Genomic DNA, 17,663 nt, shown 5'->3' with positions numbered 1-17,663 from the left:
CTAGATATACTCACAACAAAAAAGCTATCCTTCGGGATAGCTTTTTTTATTTAACACGATTCAAGATATTGGTGAATGGTGAGTACTAATTCACAACTAATCATTCATCATTCAAAACTCATCACTCCTTTAGTTTCTCTGTACTCCACCCGAACCTGCTGGTTTGTAATATTTCATAGCCTCTGGTAAGATGCTTCTAATATCAGCAATACGCTGTTCGTCAGTTGGGTGGGTTGACAAAATTTTAGGAGGCTTTGAACCTGAGCCTAATTTTGCCATTCTTCCCCAAAAACTAACCGCTTCGTTTGGATCATATCCTGCCATTGACATAAAAATCAATCCCAAATGGTCAGCTTCTGATTCTTGTCCACGACCATTTGCCAATAATGTCAGTTGTGCTCCTGCTGGTGCGGCTACGCCAAAAACAGAATTCCATAAGTTTTGGGTTGCTTGGGGTTTATCTTTCATCGCAACTCCCAAACCCACTTGTCCAGCTGCCAAAAGCCCTTGAGCAATCATACCTTGACTCATACGCTCAGCACCGTGTTTTGCAATTGCATGTGATACTTCATGACCCATTACTACGGCAAGACCTGCTTCATTTTGTGTTACTGGTAAAATACCTGTATAAACTACCATTTTGCCACCTGGCATACACCAAGCATTTACTTCGCTACTTTGTACTAGCTCTGTTTGCCATTGGTACCCTTTCAAATAATTAGGATTACCAGTTTGCTCAAAATACTGCTGAGCTGCCCTAGCAATTTTATCTCCTACCTTTTTTACCATCGCAGCCTGTTGAGTAGTAGGAGATATTACTTTATTGGTATCTAAAAATTGCTTATAACTCGTCAATGCCATCGAGTTCATTTCATCGTCAGATACCAACAAAAATTGTTTACGTCCTGTAATAGGTACACTACCACAAGCCCACACTAACCCCGCTACTACAAGCGGAATGTATAATAAGATACGTTTCATAATGATATGTAAATTGATAAATAAAAAATGACGGTTGGCATTTCGAGACTGTAATTATTGAAAATACCAGTGTGACTATACATATTTTGTATTCAGACGCAAAAGTTGTAAAAAGGTACTAAATTTTCTAGTATTTCGACGTAGTTTTGTAATAAAGTATAACATTCGTCAACCTTGCTAACCCAATAAGCGTCCATTGTTTGATGATATCTAAGCATTAGCTCTGCGCTATGAGACTGATAATCATCGTTTTTTGAGCATATTCGATGAAATAGTACTTAGAGAACTCTTTCAATTTCACTATTAACGATTTCTTATGAAAATTTTGTGTATAGGTCGTAATTACGCCGAACATATTGCTGAACTTCAGAACGAACGTCCTTCTGAGCCCGTTATTTTTATCAAACCAGATACTGCGCTCCTTCGTGACAATGAACCTTTTTATATTCCTGATTTTTCAAATGATTTACATTATGAAGTTGAAATCGTTTTGAAAATCAATAAGATAGGTAAAAACATAGAAGCAAAGTTTGCCAGTAAATACTATGATGAAATCGGTATTGGTATCGACTTTACTGCACGCGATGTACAAGCCAAATTGAAAGAAAAAGGCTTACCTTGGGAAAAAGCAAAAGGATTTAATGGCTCTGCTCCTATTTCTGGTTTCTTTCCTAAATCAGAAATTGCAGATATGAATAACCTTAATTTTCGTCTAGAAATAAATAATGAAATTCGTCAAAATGGAAATACATCTATGATGCTGTGGAATTTTGATGAAATCATTGCCGAAATTTCAAAATATTTTACCCTCAAAACAGGTGACCTTATTTTTACTGGTACTCCTGCGGGTGTGGGCGCTGTAAAAATTGGCGATCGACTCACTGCTTATATCGAAGACAGAAAAATGCTTGATTTCGAAATCAAGTAATTCAATTCATATTCTGGTCAGCAGGTTCTTGCCTGCTGGCTTCTTCTTTTCATCAACGCTTCAAAATATATACTGCCCTATTTTAGTTAATTCATCCAACACAGATTCATCTTTTAATTATAGCGTGTTTTGAAGAAAGTATTATTCTTTTTATTCTGTAGTTTATCTCATGTAGTTTTTTCTCAAAAACTTGTATTGCCATACCCAAAAGGGAGTATGCTTTTTCCCATTAATCCTCACAAGCTCAATTATTTGGCAGGTGGTATGGGTGACTTACGTCATAATCACTTTCATGCAGGGTTAGATATCAAAACTCAAGGTCGCGAAGGCTTGCCAGTATATGCTTCTGACGATGGATATATTTCGGAAATGCGTATCCAAACCCGTGGTTATGGACACGTGATGTATGTAACACATCCTAAAACAGGGCTTATTACAGTTTATGGTCACCTAAAAGGCTTTGCAGAACCGATGGCTTCGTTTGTCAAGCAAGAGCGTTTGAAAAAGCAAACTTTCGAGATTTCTGTAAAACCTTCTCCTAATGAGTTTCCTGTACAAAAAGGGCAGCTGATTGCCTATTCAGGAAATACAGGAGGTTCTGCTGGGCCACATTTACATTTCGAAGTTCGTGATAGTCGTAATAATCTCCTGAATCCTTTACTATTTGGCTTTACAGAAATCGTCGATAATACCCCTCCTACTTTTCAAGAAATTGCCGTAAAACCGCTCGACACACAGGCAAGAGTTATGGGTGATTTTGAAACACACCGATATAGCCCTACAAAGTCTGCTGATGGTATTTTTTCGATTGCTGGTGGAGAAATTCTAGCAAATGGTTGGGTTGGTATCGAAATGATGGCAGTTGATCGCATGAATTATACCCATAATACCAATGGCTTGAATTGTGTTGAAATGATGGTAGATAATCAGGAATACTATTTTTTTCATTTAGAGCAATTCCCTGATGCACATTCCAACGACATTAATATCCATTTAGACTATCCTACTTACAAGAGCACAGGTAGAAAAATGCAAAAGCTTTTTATAGACGATGGCAATATAAATTTACCTGTTTATAAACCTATTGCTAATAAAGGTAAAATTTTTGTCAAAGAAGGAGAAACGCATCAGGTAACTATCAAAATTTGGGATAGTAACGAAAACCTGAGTATCATGCACTTTACCCTGAAAGGTCAAGCTAGCTCTACTACCGTACCAAGCGTGATTCCAAGCAATGTGCCTACGCAGGTTTCAACTCAGGTAAATGAGAATACTTTGGTTATTAAGGCCAAAAATATCAAAACGCCAACGTCTAATTGTGAGGTTATTACTGCTCATAAAAGCGAGCTTTTGCCGATTCATTTTGTTCGCAACAACTCTGCTATCTATTTGTGGGATTTAAGAAAGGGAGTTCCAAGGACTATCCGAATTGACTCGACCGATTTTTCGGCGGGTATTCAAGAAGCAATTTTATCTGGAATTGAAAAAACGTTTCAATCTTCGGGCGTCAATATTCTCTTCCCAGCAGAATCTTTGTACGATACTTTATATCTAGATACCAAAATAGACAAGAATAAAATTCAGGTTTCAAATGATTTAATTCCTTTGAAAAAACCTATCACAGTTACCTTTAGACCAAACACTTCTATTATTTCGCCTGATAAAACGGCAGTTTATAATCATGACCGAAAATACTTAGGAGGTACTTGGCGTAATGGTTCGGTAACTTTCAAAACTGATATTTTAGGAGATTTTCAGGTATTAAGCGATACGATTCCTCCGAGAGCTACCATAGTCAACAAAACAAAGGATGCTTTCTCATTTCATGTTTCTGATAATTTATCAGGCATCAAATCTTTTAGAGCAACTGTAAATGGGAAATTTGTTCTGTGTGATTATGAATATAAAAAATCATTGATTTGGTCTGTCAAAAGTGATTCTGCACAGACTTTTGTCGGAAATTTAGCATTAGAGCTAACAGATAACCAAGGAAATAGTAAAACATATACTGCAATTATCGACAGCTTAAAAGCGCCACATGTTGTTAAAAAGGCTTCGATAAAGGCTACGAAAAAAAATAGAAAAAAATAAGTGTTCTACACTGTTCTAAATAAAATTTTTCTCATATATTTGTGGAATATTCAAATCGTGTCTTTTTGACACCATACACTTAAACCTCTAAAAATCAAAAACCTACTAGTAGCGGGATTTTTTTCTCGGATTATGTCCTAATATTTCCCGATATTTGTACTAGAATAAAACCATGAAGATATGTCACTAACAGTAGGCTCAGTAGCTCCAGATTTTGAACAAAAAGACCAAAATGGGGATTTAGTAAAACTTTCGGATTATAAAGGTCAAAAAGTTGTCCTTTATTTTTATCCTAAAGATAGCACCCCTGGATGTACTGCACAGGCTTGTAACCTAAATGACAATTTGGATGCACTTAAAGCTAAAGGATATGTTGTGTTAGGTGTAAGCGTAGACAGTCCAAAATCTCATAAAAAGTTTATCGAAAAATACGGTTTAGGATTTACCCTTATTTCGGATGAAGATCACAGTGTTGTGGAAGCTTACGGAGTTTGGGTCGAAAAATCTATGTATGGTCGTACCTATATGGGTACAGCTCGTACCACTTTTATTATCGACGAAAATGGCATTATTCAAAATATCATTGGTAAAGTCGATACCAAAAACCATACGAATCAGGTGATTTCTGAATAATCGTATGTCTCAATTTAGCATTATAACTTATAACTAATCAATAATGGAAATTTCAGAATTACAGAAAGTTGCTTCACAAGTAAGACGTGACATTGTGAGACAAGTTCATGCATGCCAATCTGGTCACCCAGGTGGTTCATTAGGCTGTACAGATTTGCTTGTAGGGCTTTATTTTGACCAAATGACGCTTAAATCTGACGAATCTGGTAAAAGAGTATTTGATATGAACGGTACTGGCGAAGACTTATTCTTCTTGTCAAACGGTCACATCTCACCAGTATTTTATTCAGTGTTGGCTCGTTCAGGGTATTTTCCAGTAGCAGAACTCGCAACATTCCGTAAATTAAATTCTCGTTTACAAGGTCACCCAACTACTCACGAACATCTTGAAGGTATTCGTATTGCTTCAGGTTCATTGGGTCAAGGTTTATCAGTATCTATCGGTGCAGCACAAGCAAAGAAATTGAATAACGACAATTCTTTGGTATTCTGCTTGATGGGTGATGGTGAGCAAAATGAAGGTCAAGTTTGGGAAGCAGCGATGTACGCTCCACACCACAAAGTTGACAACCTAGTAGCATTTATTGACTTGAACGGTCAGCAAATCGACGGTCCTACTGAAAAAGTAATGAACAACCGTGATTTGGGCGCTAAGTATGCTGCGTTTGGTTGGAACGTTATCACTATGCAAGGTAATGATATGGCTGATGTAGTGAAAGTTTTGAACCAAGCTCGTGAACTTTCAGGAAATGGTCAACCAATCATGGTATTGATGTACACAGAAATGGGTGCAGGTGTAGACTTCATGATGGGTTCTCACAAATGGCACGGTGTTGCACCAAACGATGAACAATTGGCAGCAGCATTGGCTCAATTGCCAGAAACTTTAGGCGACTATTAATCATTGAGTGAATTAGTGATTTACTGAATGAGTGAATATTAAACTTTTATCACTTTGAAAATCAAAAAATTACATATCAAAAATTTTAAATCTATTGCAGATTTAGAAATCATTGAACCCAATCCATTTACGGTCTTTGTTGGCCCAAATGGATCAGGGAAAAGTAATATTTTTGAGGCACTGGAGTTTTTTATAAATCCTTTACCTATAGAGGATAAGGTTCATTTGTTTGGGGGAAAAGATGAAATCAATAAAAGAGACATATCCGATAAAGAATGTCAGATTGAAATTATTCATGAGCTTTTTGATTTCAGCGAATCAACATCATTCTATCCAAATACGAAAACAATTCCTTGGGGAGAACTGAATGACTTGTTTAGAAATTCAAGTGACGAAGAGGGAAAAGCAAAAGGTAACTTTCTTTATTCATTTAGGCGCTTGTTCATAAAGAACTTAGAAAAACAAAAAATTAACTTTTCAGATAGTTATAAACTTTCATTTTCAGGTAATAATCTCGAAAAAGTTCTAAAGCGAATTTTACTTGATGAAACTAAAAAGGGCGAAATATCTGAATGGCTTGATTTATTTATTCCAGGTTTTGAAAGAGTAGAAGTTGCTACAAGTGATTTAAGTAACACCGATACTTTACTGATTTATGAAAAAGGTATCAAAAAACCTTTTCCTAAAAATTTAATCTCAGACGGTACATACAACATTCTGGCTCTTTTAACAGCCATTTTTCAATCTGATGAACCTCAGTTTTTGTGCATCGAAGAACCTGAAAATGGACTTACTCCCGATGTGATTAAAGAGATGGTTAATTTTTTCAGAAATGCTTGTGAAGAAAAAGGTCATTATATTTGGCTCAACACTCATTCGCAATCATTGGTGTCTCAACTCAGTTCTGATGAAATAATCACGGTAAATAAAATCAAGGGTGAAACAAAAATAAAGCAGTTCAAAGGAGAAGATTTTAATGGTTTGAGTATGGATGAAGCATGGCTGACTAATACCTTAGGAGGTGGGTTGCCATGGTAAACATTGGTTTTATTTGTGAAGGTTATACTGAGCTTTTTATTTTAGAATCCAACATTTTTAAGGCTCTTCTGAATCAACTCGGACTTCATTCTGTTGGCGTAATCAATGTCCAAGGAAATGGCAATTTATTACCCCACAATATTAAAAGTCACAGAGAGAATCTTTTTAAAAAAGGTGCCTCAGTTATTTTTATTTTAACAGACCTTGACCAAGACCAATGTATTACTAAAACTCGATTGAGGATTACTGAATCTGAAAATCAAATTATTATCGTAGCTATTAAGCAGATTGAGTCTTGGTTTCTATCAGATAATTCCGCAATGAATCAGATTTTTCAAGGCGATTATTCATTTGAATATCCTGAAAATGAAGACATTCCTTTTGAAACTATTCGAAATAAATATTTGGAAAAGTTTAACAGAGGACTTGTGGGGAGAAATGAAAAGAAAAGGCTCGCTCAAAAAATGATTAACTCAGGTTTCTCCATTGAAAATGCAGCTAACCATCCCAATTGCCCTAGTGCAAATTATTTTTTAACAAAACTAAAGCAATGTGCCTCGATAAAAGCAATCGAGTAAAAATAGGAAGATGAAAAAATACACATTCACAGAGAAAAAAGATACTCGCTCAGGTTTCGGAGCTGGTATGCAGGTGTTGGGACAAACCAACCCAAATGTCGTAGCACTTTGTGCTGACTTAATTGGCTCTCTTAAACTAGATGCTTTTATTAAAGAAAACCCTGAGCGTTTCTTCCAAACGGGTATCGCTGAGGCTAACATGGTAGGTATTGCAGCTGGTTTGACAATCGGTGGCAAAATTCCTTTCGCTACAACTTTTGCTAACTTCGGTACTGGTCGTGTTTATGACCAAATCCGTCAGTCAGTAGCCTATTCAAACAAAAACGTTAAAATTGCTTGTTCACACGCAGGTTTGACATTGGGTGAAGATGGTGCTACTCACCAAATTTTGGAAGACATCGGTTTGATGAAAATGCTTCCAGGCATGACTGTAATCAACCCATGTGACTTTAACCAAACTAAAGCTGCGACTATTGCTGTTGCCGAATACGAAGGTCCAGTTTACTTACGTTTTGGTCGTCCAGTAGTACCAGTATTTACTCCTGCTGACCAAAAATTCGAAATTGGTAAGGCTTGGATGGTAAATGAAGGTACTGATGTGAGTATCTTTGCTACAGGTCACTTAGTTTGGGAAGCTATCCAAGCAGGTGAAATTTTAGCTGAAAAAGGTATCAATGCTGAAATTATCAATATTCACACAATTAAACCTTTGGATGTTGAAGCTGTCTTAGCCTCTGTTAAAAAGACAGGTTGTGCAGTTTCGGCTGAAGAACATCAGGTAAATGGTGGCTTGGGCGATTCTATTGCACAAGTTTTAGTACAACATCATTATGTACCTCTTGAATACGTAGGTGTAAACGATTCATTCGGTGAGTCTGGTACTCCTGCACAATTGATGGAAAAATACGGCTTAAATGCTGCTAGCATAGTCGAAAAAGCACTCAAAGCTATCGAACGCAAAAATGCATAATATTCTGAGATAATTCTCTTTTTTATCTTTCAAAAAGAGACTATCTTGGTTGTTAACCCAATGAAGATAGTTTCTTTTTGAAAGAAATTGTTTACGTTTTCGTTAGTTGATAGACTTCTTCTTATCGACTTTCTAAACATTGAGAGAATTATATGAACGATCACGAGTTAATCGAAAAATTTAACCACCCCGACTCTCGAAATTATGCTTTCAATTTGTTGGTACGCAAATACCAACAAAAGGTATATTGGCATATCCGAAAAATGGTTATTGACCATGACGATGCCGATGACCTTACGCAAGAAACCTTCATTAAGGCTTGGCGTGGCCTCGAAAACTTCAAAGGTGAATCTCAACTCTACACTTGGCTTTATCGCATTGCTACCAACGAATGCTTGAATTTTTTGGCCAAGAAAAAACGTCGATTCTTTCTTCCTATCAACGATATTACTGAAGAACTTTCTAATAAGATTGAGTCTGCCGATTTGATATCGGGTGAGCAAATTCAACTTAAATTACAGAAAGCCCTCCTCACTCTTCCTGACAAACAGCGTTTGGTTTTCAATATGAAATATTTCGACGATATGAAATATGATGATATTGCAGAAATTACAGGTACTTCTGTAGGAGCACTCAAGGCGTCTTATCATTTGGCCGTAAAAAAAATTGAGCTATATTTTGAAGAGCATGATAATTAGTAAGTCTTGTCCTTTCTAATACTCAGAAGCATCGATAAATCACTTAATTTCTGATAACTAAATTTCAAACATTTTTTATCCTGTATTAAACCTTACAAAATTTGGCCTGTCAAAGAACCAAAATAGTAAGAACAATATTGAGGCCTCGATATTTATCCTTTACTAAATTTAATGCCATGGAATATTCATCCAATAAATTTGATCTTGATAAACTCCCAAAGGAAACCATCTTTCAAGTTCCTGATGGGTACTTTGAGGATTTGCCTATGCGAATTCAAGCACGGACCTCTGCCAAAAACCAAACGGTTCCTTTGGTGACATGGTCGGCAAGACGCACTTGGGCAAGCCTAGCTGCTTGTACACTCGTAGCGGTATTGGGGTATTTTACGCTAATGCCTCGTCAAGACTCAATTGGTGAAGAATCTCTCTCTGGTGTGAAAACAGAGGACATTGAAGGCTATTTAGTTCATCAAAATATTCATCAGGCTGATTATATCGAGCATATCGACGAAACCGAAGTTAGTGCTTCTACAAATATTGAAGATTCGGAGGTATTAGATGAACTAAAATTATCTTCTCAAGACATTATTCAAAGCATCGACACACAAGATGTGGTCGAGGATATTTAGGTCTTTGGTGTTTCTGTATCTAAGCAACAAATAGATTATTTAAAACTTACCAAAAACATGAAAAAGTTATTTGTTTTAATCGCATTATTAGGTTTCGCTGTGAGCTTTACTGCAACCGCACAGGACGATCCGCAACAACGTGGTGGTAGAGAAAAAATAAAAGCCGCTCGTCTAGGACTGATTACTAATCGTCTAAATTTGACTGAAGAACAAGCTAAAACCTTTTGGCCTATTTTTAATGATTATGATACCAAAAGAGGTGAAATTCGTAAGAATGTTCGCCAAATTACTGCCGAATCTCGTAGTTTGACCACTAGCGATGATAAGATTGCAGCCAACTTGAAAGAAATTCTTAATCTAAAACAAAAAGAAGTTGATTTAGAAAAAGAATATCAGACAAAATTCTTGAAAGTACTAAATGTTCGTCAAGTTTCTGAATTATATAAAACAGAACAACTGTTTAATCAAATGTTGATGAAAAGATTGAGAGGTGGCGAAGGTGACCCTCGCGAGCAAGGTGACCGTGGAGGAAAGCGTGAGCATTTTGGCAAAAACAGATAGTAGCATAAGTTATATTTTAGTCATTGTATTAAAAAATCCCTTGAGCATCTTTTTGTTCAAGGGATTTTTTAATGGAAACGGCTCCACTTAAGCGAAGCCGTCCATTCAGATTTCAACGTGTTTCACAAGTAGGAGGGCATCAATGCAAAAGCATTGTTATCTATATACGCACGGAAAATTACATGCAAAAACAGCATCGAAAATGAATATTTTGAAAGTTAATATATCTGCAAATAAAGCAAAGAAATTAAACGTGTTAGGCAAAAGATTGGACATATACTCTTACTTCAGAAGGGCGGAACAAAGCTTGAGTTTTTGAAACATTGATGCAAATATAGCTTTCAACTTCTTAACAAGGCTTAATAGCAAATATTTTTAGCTCAACAACTACTCTTTTATGTCAAAAGGAATTAGTTTTAGTATAAACAGTTATTGACTTTTGTTAAGATTATAATTGTAGAATTCTCGCCCCTATCTTGTAGAAATTTTCTCACATGAGTGATGCGTATTTTTAATTAAAAATTATAAACCACTTATTGTCAGCTACATAAAAGAAACGTTTTAAATGGCACAATTTTGTCAACTAGATACCTGCATTTATAATCCTTACTTTAACAAAAAAGGAGAGTCTTACAATTAAGACTCTCCTTACTTTTTATATCTCTTCACTAATGAATAGCGCATTCAATAGAGGCAAATGATAGAGGCTTTTCAATAAACTTGTCTACCCCCAAACTAAATGCTATATCCTTAATTTTACCCAAAGCAGTAATCATTACAATCTGAGTTTCAGGAGAAATCCGTTTTATATCGTGTATTTTATCGATACCATGCCCGTCAGGTAAATTATTGTCGAGAAATACCCATTTAGGCGATAGGTCTATTATTTTAGAAAGACCTTCGCTTAAGGAATGAGCTTGGTAGGCTTCAATTCCTTTTTTATGTAAAAATAGTTTGATGAGTAAACAAGTATCTACTTCATCATCCACAATCAGGGCATAGGGTTTTAAAATACCTGAGTTTTCTGACTGTAAAACATCAGTTGTTGTCAACATGCAAAAGCAATAAGGTTATAAGGGATAATAATGGGTTTCAATCGTTAAATAAATTAAGACATATTTTATGCCTATACAAATAGAGAAAAAAATCATGCCAAGCTACACATCTAACCGCTTACTCAAATTTTAAGTCAATTTTAAGCTCTATTCGGTAACATTTAAGATATTGTAGGCGTTTAAAGTATATAAAGTAAAAACGTCTCCAACTTATAAATCCTTTGTACCATGACAAAAAACACGAAAATTGCATTGAGCTTGTTCGCAGCAGCAGCCGCTGGAGCAGTGGTTGGTATGCTCTTAGCACCTGAGAAAGGGAAAGACTTACGTAAGAAAATTAAGGATGGGACTGGCAATCTTACAGATGATTTGCTTTCAACACTAAAGACTGGCAAAGCCAAGTTGCAAGAAGTAACCAACAAGGCATAGTTAAATAGAGTGATAAAATGTTTTATCCTTACTCAAGAATTTTAAAAATCAAACGCCCTCAATTAAATTGAGGGCGTTTGATTTTATTGCGGTAATGAAGCAGTTACAAACCAAAATTGTTGTAGATTTTTAATAATTTCGAGCAAGCCTTCAAAAGAAGATGGTTTTGTAATAAAGCTATTCGCTCCTAATTCGTAGCAAGTTCTAATATCACTAGGTGCATTAGAAGTACTCAATACTACAATTGGAATAGCTCTAAAATTGGTATTTGCCCGCATTTCCTGAATAATTTCTCTTCCATCCTTTTTAGGCATATTCAAATCTAAAAGAATCAACGAAGGCTGCTTGTACACATTGGCATCGGCATAAGCATTTTCATTATTCAAATACTGCATCAGTTCTAATCCATCTTGTACAAAAAACAATGAAATGGAAGAACCGCACTCCTCAAATGCTGCTTTAATCAAAAATCTATCATCTTCGTCATCATCGGCAATTAAGATTGGTAAGTGTTTCATTCTTCGTTGCGGTTATTTGGCAAATAAATAGTAAATGTGGCACCATGACCTGAAACAGATTCGGCCTTGATGTATCCATTATGATTAGTAACTACACGCTTACAAACTGCTAAGCCAATTCCAGTACCTTCAAACTGACTTTTTGCGTGTAATCGTTGAAAAATCATAAAGATTTTATCGGCGTACTCCTGCTCAAAACCAATCCCATTGTCTGAGATTGTTATTTCATGATAGGTTAAAAATGGTTTAACTTCTGGAATATTAAATATTTTGCTTCCCAGCAATAATCTATAACGGATAGTAATATGAGGAGCAATACCATTTTTACTAAATTTAAGTGCATTGCTAATCAAATTCAATAATAGTTGATGTAATTGAAAACTCACACCTGAAATTGTCGGCAAATGATCGTACTCGATAATGGCATTTTTTTCGATTGTCAACATCGAAAGATCTTTTAGCACATCTGAAAGTAGAATATCCAAAGATACAGTTTCTACATTTTGAGCATTTTTGTTAACCAATCTCGAAAAGGCCAATAAATCATTAATCAGATTTTGTAATCTTTCTGAACTTTTAGCGATTTTTTGAAGTGTCGACTTTCCATCTTCGTTCAGAACGGCTCTTTGGCGTATCAATAACATATCGCTAAATGCCCTGATTTTACGCAAAGGCTCCTGCATATCGTGTGAAGCCACATAAGCAAACTGTTCTAATTCAGAATTGGAGCGTTTTAATTCTTCTATTTTGCGCTCTAATTCATCTTGAAAAGTAATTCGTTTTCGTAGTTCTGAAAAAATTAAGCCAAAGCTTACCAATAGTAAAATCACCGTAAATAATGCAAATAAGAACATTTTTCGACTCATTTGATTATCAGTCTGATCTTTTTGCATGCCCCGAACCGACAATAATTGCTTTTGATAATTTTGGAAACTACTCAAATCACGCAACATTTGATTTGCTTGAATTTGGCTTTTAGAGACTGCATCGTTATCAACTTTTCCTGCAGTACGAATTGCTCGAATACTATTATTCAAAAAAGCTATATGTTTTCTAAAGCCCCGCTTAAAAGACTCTAATCGGAACAACTGACTTTCGTTGTCTTTTACTTTTCGTTGTAGCGAAGCCAAAAGCTTACTGATTTGTTCTTTACTTGCAAAGATTAAGTTTAAATATTGATCTTCTTTCGTAAAAACATAACCCTTATGTGAATTTTCAAGCTCCTTGAGTGTTGCTCCTAGCTGTTCTGCCTCATGCTGAATAATATGTATTCGCTCCACAGATTTTGCATATTCAAGGGATTCTCGAACCTCATGGTAAGCCGAAAAGGAAAGCATACCTAGTAGCACAATACTTCCTGCAAATAATATGACTACGTTTCGGAGAGAGTTATACATGAACAAAAGTAATGTGGTAAGTTTTCTACAGAATGTAGAGGTTTCTCTATAATAACAAATTCGCTGTAGTACAAACTTACAGGCTTTCGTAGATTTTTCATCAATATACTAGCCTTTTTTTACTGTTTACTTCTATCTAGGTGATATTCGTCGGAATTCCTCTTTTTTTTTATATTTTTAAAAAATTCGGTGCTTTCTTTGACATAACTTTTATACACTGAAATATGATACATGAAAATATGCTGAACCTAACACAAAATACCAAACAACAACTCAAAATATCATCTAAACAAATTCAATGGCTTAATTTTCTTCAATACTCTACACTCGAACTTCATACCAAAATAGAAGAAGTACTTACCGAAAACCCCCTCTTAGAATTAGAAGAAAATCCCAACAGTGAATTTGAGCATGAACTATCAAACTCATCTTCATTGTCGGAAAACTCCAATTTTAAAGATTGGGACGAAATAGATGAAGAAAACAGTTCAAACTATAACTTTACCGAAACAAATTCAGGCATTTCGATTGAATCACTCCAACTTAGACAAGATACTTCATTGCTCGACGAAGTACTTGAGCAAATCTACCATTTAAGTATTTCTCACAAACAAGCAGAAATTTGTCGATATATCATACATTCATTAGACGAACACGGCTTTTTGCCATACGAACTTGAGGATTTAGCTGATGACATCTCTTTTGCTCAAAATACCTTCGTTAAAGAATCAGAGATAATCGATGCTATTATACTTATTCAGCAACTAGAGCCTCAAGGTCTAGCAAGCAAAAACCCTGCCTCATATTTGTTTTTCCAACTTAAAAACGATTTTTCTCCACTTGCCGAAAACTCTAGAATAATAATCACTCAATATTTTCAAGAATTTGCCAATAAGCAATTCGATAAAATTATGCGAGAATTAGCATTGAGTGAGGAAGAGTTACAAGCAGTTCAAAAGCTAATTTTATCATTAAATGTACATCCACTTCATACTAAGTTGCTTGCATCTTCCTCTCAAGAATACGTCGTACCTGACTATATTATCATTCAGGGAATGAATCAGTTAGAAGCAAGTCTCAATTCTAGATCACTTCCCAAAATCAAAATCAATGAGCCTGTTGTTACTAATCTTCAACAGCAATTTACTAAAAATGCGTCGTCGTTTATTCAACAAAAAATAACACAAGCACAATGGCTTATTCAGGCGATTGAGCAACGAGAAAGAACAATGCAAAAGGTTATTAAAACGATTATTAGATTACAAAAAGACTATTTTCAATCGGGAGATATTCAGTTGCTTAAACCCATGATTTTGAAAGATGTTGCACATATTATTGATATGGATATTGCGACTGTTTCGAGAGTTACAAGTGGAAAATATGCCCAAACGCCCTTTGGCCTAATTCATTTAAAGGATTTATTTTCAGAGGCTACACAAAAAGAGGATGGCAATTGGGTATCAAATAAATCTATTCAGCATGTAATAAGAGATATTGTTACTTGCGAAAACCCTAAATCTCCACTAAATGACTCACAAATAACAGATATTTTGAAGGAAAGAGGCTTTCCAACTGCCCGAAGAACAGTCGCTAAATATAGAGAACAATTAGGTATATTACCCGCTCAGTTACGGAAAGTATTATAATATGCCTTAGGTTATAAGCCGTAGGCATTAGGCAAAAATGTATTCCTGATTTTATTAGAAACACATTTATACCTTCAGCTTACGGCATATTGCTTAATACCTATTTCGGGCAAAATTAAATTTAAGATTGGGCTTTGGGAAAAAGTATGTCTTTGGCTATTAAAAACATTTTAAAACTCTTTGCCTAGTGCCTGTTGCCTAGTGCCTAAAGCACACAACTTAAATCTTATTTCAATTTTTGTAAAGCTTCCTTATAGCTTACAAGTTCAATTCCTTTTTTTACTACTGCTTCTCGTACTTCTTCACTTGTAAAAATAGTCGTTACGTCCTGACGGCCTTCGGCTACGTCTTCGTAGCCAATGTGCGAAATAGCTCGTAATTCATGATTATCGAGCCCAGGATGCTCTACAAAAACATACGTTTTGCCATCTTCGAGCTTATCAAACATCTCGATAAATGCTTTTACTTTTTGTTGTGTATTCAATCCTCTTGTGTCAAAACCAGTATAATTGATTTTATAATCCTGTGTACCATCGGTATCAACCATGGGTAGATTATACTGTTTGGCAACTCGTTTTGCCATTTCTTTGACCTCAGGCGCAAAGCCCAAACTAAACATGTGCCCCGAAACATGGCTCAATCTTGGGATATACTTCAAGGCTATTTTGATTTGGGCATGGAGTTCTTTTTCTATATCTTCTATTTTCCAATCTTGATCCATTACCGCTTGTTTGGGGTAATTTTTATTATGAAAAAGCATTGGATAAAAATAACCATCAGCATTTTTGAGACTAGGACAATCAGTGAGTGGACGCCATTTTACATTATCCCACTCGCTAGTAATAGCAAAGTGTAAACCTACATCGATATTAGGATTATCTTTCAACAATTTTACCGCTTCAGGAAACCAAGACGAGGGAACAATCACCTCAATAGAAGTTTCGATGCCATTACGATATGATTGAATCAGAGCGTCATTTCCTGAATGTGAATATCCCATATCGTCGCCACGAATAATTAATTTAGGCGCATTGGTGCGAGAAACCGTCTGAATACCTTTGAATAGTGTTCGCTTTGTATTTTGATTAAAAATATTCTGGAAATCAACTGATACTTTATCGCCATCAAACTTACATACGATGGTTTCGGTATGTGGACTTTCGATATAACGCAAGGTAAGCATCAAGGTATTATTGTCTTGCCAAGTATAGCTTCCTGCAATCTTAAAAGCAGGCAAACCTGTGCGGTTAGCTTTTGCGCCAGCCACCAAATAAGGACCTCGCTTAGTAGTTTGGTCAAAAATCCATTTGCCTGAACCAAACTTTAGTTCATGAGCTACAGTATCTGTTCCTAATTTTACGACACATACACCATCCTGAAAATCAAATTTTATATTCTTAAAACTCACATCGCCAGAAGTTATCGCAAAGGTCTTTCCTTGAATACTTGACTGCATCGTTGAACTTGTCTGTTGCTGAGGGATTGGCAAACTGAGGCTCTGAATTGTATTTTTCAATTTTGCATAAGCTGTTTTATTGGCAGGTACTTTTTGCGTTTTGAGCGCTGGCAAAAGGTATTCCCAAACCAAATTAATTTCAGACTGCATATCTGGTGCTTCAGCCGTAATGATTACAACAGCATCTTGCTCTGGCATGACGATAATAAATTGTCCGTTGGCACCATCCCCTCTAAAAGCATTATTTCGACAACGCCACATTTGATAACAATAGCCCTGTAACCAATCGCTAGCATCTTTTTTATCCTGTGGTGCTGATGGGTCTTGCATGATTTTCATGGTAGAAGCCTCCTCAACCCACGCTTTTGGTAAAATTTGTTTGCCGTTCCAAATGCCTTTTTGTAAAAATAGTTGCCCAAATTTGGCCATATCCTCCGTCTTTAAACGCAAACCCCACCCTCCTACATTAATACCTTGGGGGTCTACTTCCCAATCGATTCCCTCTACTCCTAGTGGGTCAAATAGGCGTGGCTTTAAATAGTCTAAAATCTTTTGACCTGTAACTTTCTGAACAATTGCCGAAAGCATATAAGTTGCTGCCGAGTTATACAAAAACTTTGTGCCCGGCTCGTTGACAATTTGCGTATTCAAAAAAGCTTTTATCCAATTTTCATTCTTGCTCGCAATCTCAAATGTTGGATCCATTTTGTGCCCTACACTCATCGAAAGCAAATCTTTAATCTTCAATTGCTTTAAAAATTCGGACGGTTGAGCGGGAGTTTCTTCTGGGAAAAATGAAATCACAGGATCATTTACTGAAAGCTTTTTTTCACTTACTGCAAAACCTACAGCAGTAGCTGTAAAACTTTTACTAACCGAATACATGGTATGTTTCAAATCAGAGCGATATGGTGACCACCAAGCTTCTGAAATCACTTTGCCATGGCGTAACAACATAAAACTATGAAACTCATGTTTGCTTTTGCTGGCAGCTTCGATAAACTGATTGATTGCTTCGGAAGATACACCTTCGGCTTCGGGGGTGCTTCGAGGTAAAGAGCGATTAGTTTGAGCAAAAAGCAAGTTGATGCTCAAAAGACTCAAAGCTAAAACCTTTAAGCCCCTAGGTAATACATAGTTAAACATAGGATTTA

The 17,663-nt window shown here is 36.0% G+C and carries 17 protein-coding genes; 12 read left to right on the top strand and 5 right to left on the bottom strand.

Features of this window, described 5'->3' with window-relative positions; translation table 11 throughout:
- Positions 1-129: 129 nt before the first annotated feature.
- Entirely contained in the window at positions 130-981 is an 852-nt protein-coding gene (locus tag QM491_RS11945) for a M48 family metallopeptidase (RefSeq protein WP_283327721.1), read from the bottom strand.
- A gap of 316 nt (positions 982-1,297) precedes the next feature.
- On the opposite strand from QM491_RS11945, the gene QM491_RS11940 reads away from it, so the two are divergent.
- From QM491_RS11940 to QM491_RS11895, 10 genes are all read left to right on the top strand, one after another.
- Entirely contained in the window at positions 1,298-1,909 is a 612-nt protein-coding gene (locus QM491_RS11940; RefSeq protein ID WP_283327720.1) for a fumarylacetoacetate hydrolase family protein, read from the top strand.
- Positions 1,910-2,125: 216 nt separating this feature from the next.
- Complete coding sequence (locus tag QM491_RS11935; protein WP_283327719.1) at positions 2,126-4,000, top strand: M23 family metallopeptidase; 1,875 nt, start codon at positions 2,126-2,128, stop codon at positions 3,998-4,000.
- 180 nt (positions 4,001-4,180) lie between these two features.
- Positions 4,181-4,633, top strand: a complete 453-nt coding sequence (bcp, locus tag QM491_RS11930) for a thioredoxin-dependent thiol peroxidase (protein ID WP_166553442.1) — start codon at positions 4,181-4,183, stop codon at positions 4,631-4,633.
- A 43-nt stretch (positions 4,634-4,676) separates the two neighbouring features.
- Positions 4,677-5,534 carry a transketolase gene (locus QM491_RS11925; protein ID WP_283327718.1) on the top strand — a complete coding sequence of 286 codons (858 nt, stop codon included), beginning with the start codon at positions 4,677-4,679 and terminating at the stop codon, positions 5,532-5,534.
- A gap of 54 nt (positions 5,535-5,588) precedes the next feature.
- Positions 5,589-6,572, top strand: a complete 984-nt coding sequence (locus QM491_RS11920) for an AAA family ATPase (RefSeq protein ID WP_283327717.1) — start codon at positions 5,589-5,591, stop codon at positions 6,570-6,572.
- Entirely contained in the window at positions 6,566-7,150 is a 585-nt protein-coding gene (locus tag QM491_RS11915; protein ID WP_283327716.1) for a hypothetical protein, read from the top strand. The genes QM491_RS11920 and QM491_RS11915 overlap by 7 nt, the downstream gene beginning before the upstream one ends.
- 10 nt (positions 7,151-7,160) lie before the next feature.
- Positions 7,161-8,120: a transketolase family protein gene (locus tag QM491_RS11910; RefSeq protein ID WP_095163453.1), complete on the top strand. Its 960-nt coding sequence runs from the start codon at positions 7,161-7,163 to the stop codon at positions 8,118-8,120.
- 152 nt (positions 8,121-8,272) lie between these two features.
- A complete protein-coding gene (locus QM491_RS11905; RefSeq protein ID WP_283327715.1) occupies positions 8,273-8,818 on the top strand; it encodes an RNA polymerase sigma factor in 546 nt (181 codons plus the stop codon).
- A gap of 176 nt (positions 8,819-8,994) precedes the next feature.
- Positions 8,995-9,447, top strand: a complete 453-nt coding sequence (locus tag QM491_RS11900) for a hypothetical protein (protein ID WP_283327714.1) — start codon at positions 8,995-8,997, stop codon at positions 9,445-9,447.
- A 57-nt stretch (positions 9,448-9,504) separates the two neighbouring features.
- Positions 9,505-10,008: a Spy/CpxP family protein refolding chaperone gene (locus QM491_RS11895; protein WP_283327713.1), complete on the top strand. Its 504-nt coding sequence runs from the start codon at positions 9,505-9,507 to the stop codon at positions 10,006-10,008.
- Positions 10,009-10,676: 668 nt separating this feature from the next.
- Here QM491_RS11895 and QM491_RS11890 read toward each other — a convergent pair.
- On the bottom strand, positions 10,677-11,063 hold the full coding sequence (locus QM491_RS11890) for a response regulator (RefSeq protein WP_283327712.1): 387 nt from the start codon (positions 11,061-11,063) through the stop codon (positions 10,677-10,679).
- Positions 11,064-11,291: 228 nt separating this feature from the next.
- Between QM491_RS11890 and QM491_RS11885 the strand changes: the two genes are divergently transcribed.
- Positions 11,292-11,492 (top strand): YtxH domain-containing protein, encoded by a 201-nt coding sequence (locus QM491_RS11885; protein ID WP_095163449.1) that lies wholly within the window; start codon positions 11,292-11,294, stop codon positions 11,490-11,492.
- Positions 11,493-11,575: 83 nt separating this feature from the next.
- Here QM491_RS11885 and QM491_RS11880 read toward each other — a convergent pair whose 3' ends face one another.
- Both QM491_RS11880 and QM491_RS11875 read right to left on the bottom strand, forming a co-directional pair.
- Entirely contained in the window at positions 11,576-12,010 is a 435-nt protein-coding gene (locus QM491_RS11880) for a response regulator (RefSeq protein ID WP_283327711.1), read from the bottom strand.
- Positions 12,007-13,407, bottom strand: a complete 1,401-nt coding sequence (locus QM491_RS11875; protein WP_283327710.1) for a sensor histidine kinase — start codon at positions 13,405-13,407, stop codon at positions 12,007-12,009. The genes QM491_RS11880 and QM491_RS11875 overlap by 4 nt, the downstream gene beginning before the upstream one ends.
- Before the next feature lie 239 nt (positions 13,408-13,646).
- Between QM491_RS11875 and rpoN the strand changes: the two genes are divergently transcribed.
- The gene (rpoN, locus tag QM491_RS11870; RefSeq protein ID WP_283327709.1) at positions 13,647-15,053 is read left to right on the top strand and encodes an RNA polymerase factor sigma-54; all 1,407 of its coding nucleotides are present in this window, start codon (positions 13,647-13,649) and stop codon (positions 15,051-15,053) included.
- Positions 15,054-15,279: 226 nt separating this feature from the next.
- Here the strand turns inward: rpoN and QM491_RS11865 are convergent, their stop codons facing one another.
- Positions 15,280-17,655 (bottom strand): ChbG/HpnK family deacetylase, encoded by a 2,376-nt coding sequence (locus QM491_RS11865; RefSeq protein WP_283327708.1) that lies wholly within the window; start codon positions 17,653-17,655, stop codon positions 15,280-15,282.
- Between the last annotated feature and the right edge of the window lie 8 nt (positions 17,656-17,663).

This window comes from Flectobacillus longus, assembly GCF_030056705.1.
Classification (GTDB): Bacteria; Bacteroidota; Bacteroidia; order Cytophagales; family Spirosomataceae; genus Flectobacillus; species Flectobacillus longus.
Note: the sequence above shows the minus strand (reverse complement) of the source record. Positions and strands in the feature narration are given on the sequence as shown.

What these genes read in the sequence shown, in the direction of transcription:
- QM491_RS11945 (WP_283327721.1), bottom strand. Translation starts at nt 981, where the DNA reads ATGAAACGTATCTTATTATACATTCCGCTTGTAGTAGCGGGGTTAGTG.
- QM491_RS11940 (WP_283327720.1), top strand. Translation starts at nt 1,298, where the DNA reads ATGAAAATTTTGTGTATAGGTCGTAATTACGCCGAACATATTGCTGAA.
- QM491_RS11935 (WP_283327719.1), top strand. Translation starts at nt 2,126, where the DNA reads ATGCTTTTTCCCATTAATCCTCACAAGCTCAATTATTTGGCAGGTGGT.
- bcp (WP_166553442.1), top strand. Translation starts at nt 4,181, where the DNA reads ATGTCACTAACAGTAGGCTCAGTAGCTCCAGATTTTGAACAAAAAGAC.
- QM491_RS11925 (WP_283327718.1), top strand. Translation starts at nt 4,677, where the DNA reads ATGGAAATTTCAGAATTACAGAAAGTTGCTTCACAAGTAAGACGTGAC.
- QM491_RS11915 (WP_283327716.1), top strand. Translation starts at nt 6,566, where the DNA reads ATGGTAAACATTGGTTTTATTTGTGAAGGTTATACTGAGCTTTTTATT.
- QM491_RS11910 (WP_095163453.1), top strand. Translation starts at nt 7,161, where the DNA reads ATGAAAAAATACACATTCACAGAGAAAAAAGATACTCGCTCAGGTTTC.
- QM491_RS11905 (WP_283327715.1), top strand. Translation starts at nt 8,273, where the DNA reads ATGAACGATCACGAGTTAATCGAAAAATTTAACCACCCCGACTCTCGA.
- QM491_RS11900 (WP_283327714.1), top strand. Translation starts at nt 8,995, where the DNA reads ATGGAATATTCATCCAATAAATTTGATCTTGATAAACTCCCAAAGGAA.
- QM491_RS11895 (WP_283327713.1), top strand. Translation starts at nt 9,505, where the DNA reads ATGAAAAAGTTATTTGTTTTAATCGCATTATTAGGTTTCGCTGTGAGC.
- QM491_RS11890 (WP_283327712.1), bottom strand. Translation starts at nt 11,063, where the DNA reads ATGTTGACAACAACTGATGTTTTACAGTCAGAAAACTCAGGTATTTTA.
- QM491_RS11885 (WP_095163449.1), top strand. Translation starts at nt 11,292, where the DNA reads ATGACAAAAAACACGAAAATTGCATTGAGCTTGTTCGCAGCAGCAGCC.
- QM491_RS11880 (WP_283327711.1), bottom strand. Translation starts at nt 12,010, where the DNA reads ATGAAACACTTACCAATCTTAATTGCCGATGATGACGAAGATGATAGA.
- QM491_RS11875 (WP_283327710.1), bottom strand. Translation starts at nt 13,407, where the DNA reads ATGTATAACTCTCTCCGAAACGTAGTCATATTATTTGCAGGAAGTATT.
- rpoN (WP_283327709.1), top strand. Translation starts at nt 13,647, where the DNA reads ATGCTGAACCTAACACAAAATACCAAACAACAACTCAAAATATCATCT.
- QM491_RS11865 (WP_283327708.1), bottom strand. Translation starts at nt 17,655, where the DNA reads ATGTTTAACTATGTATTACCTAGGGGCTTAAAGGTTTTAGCTTTGAGT.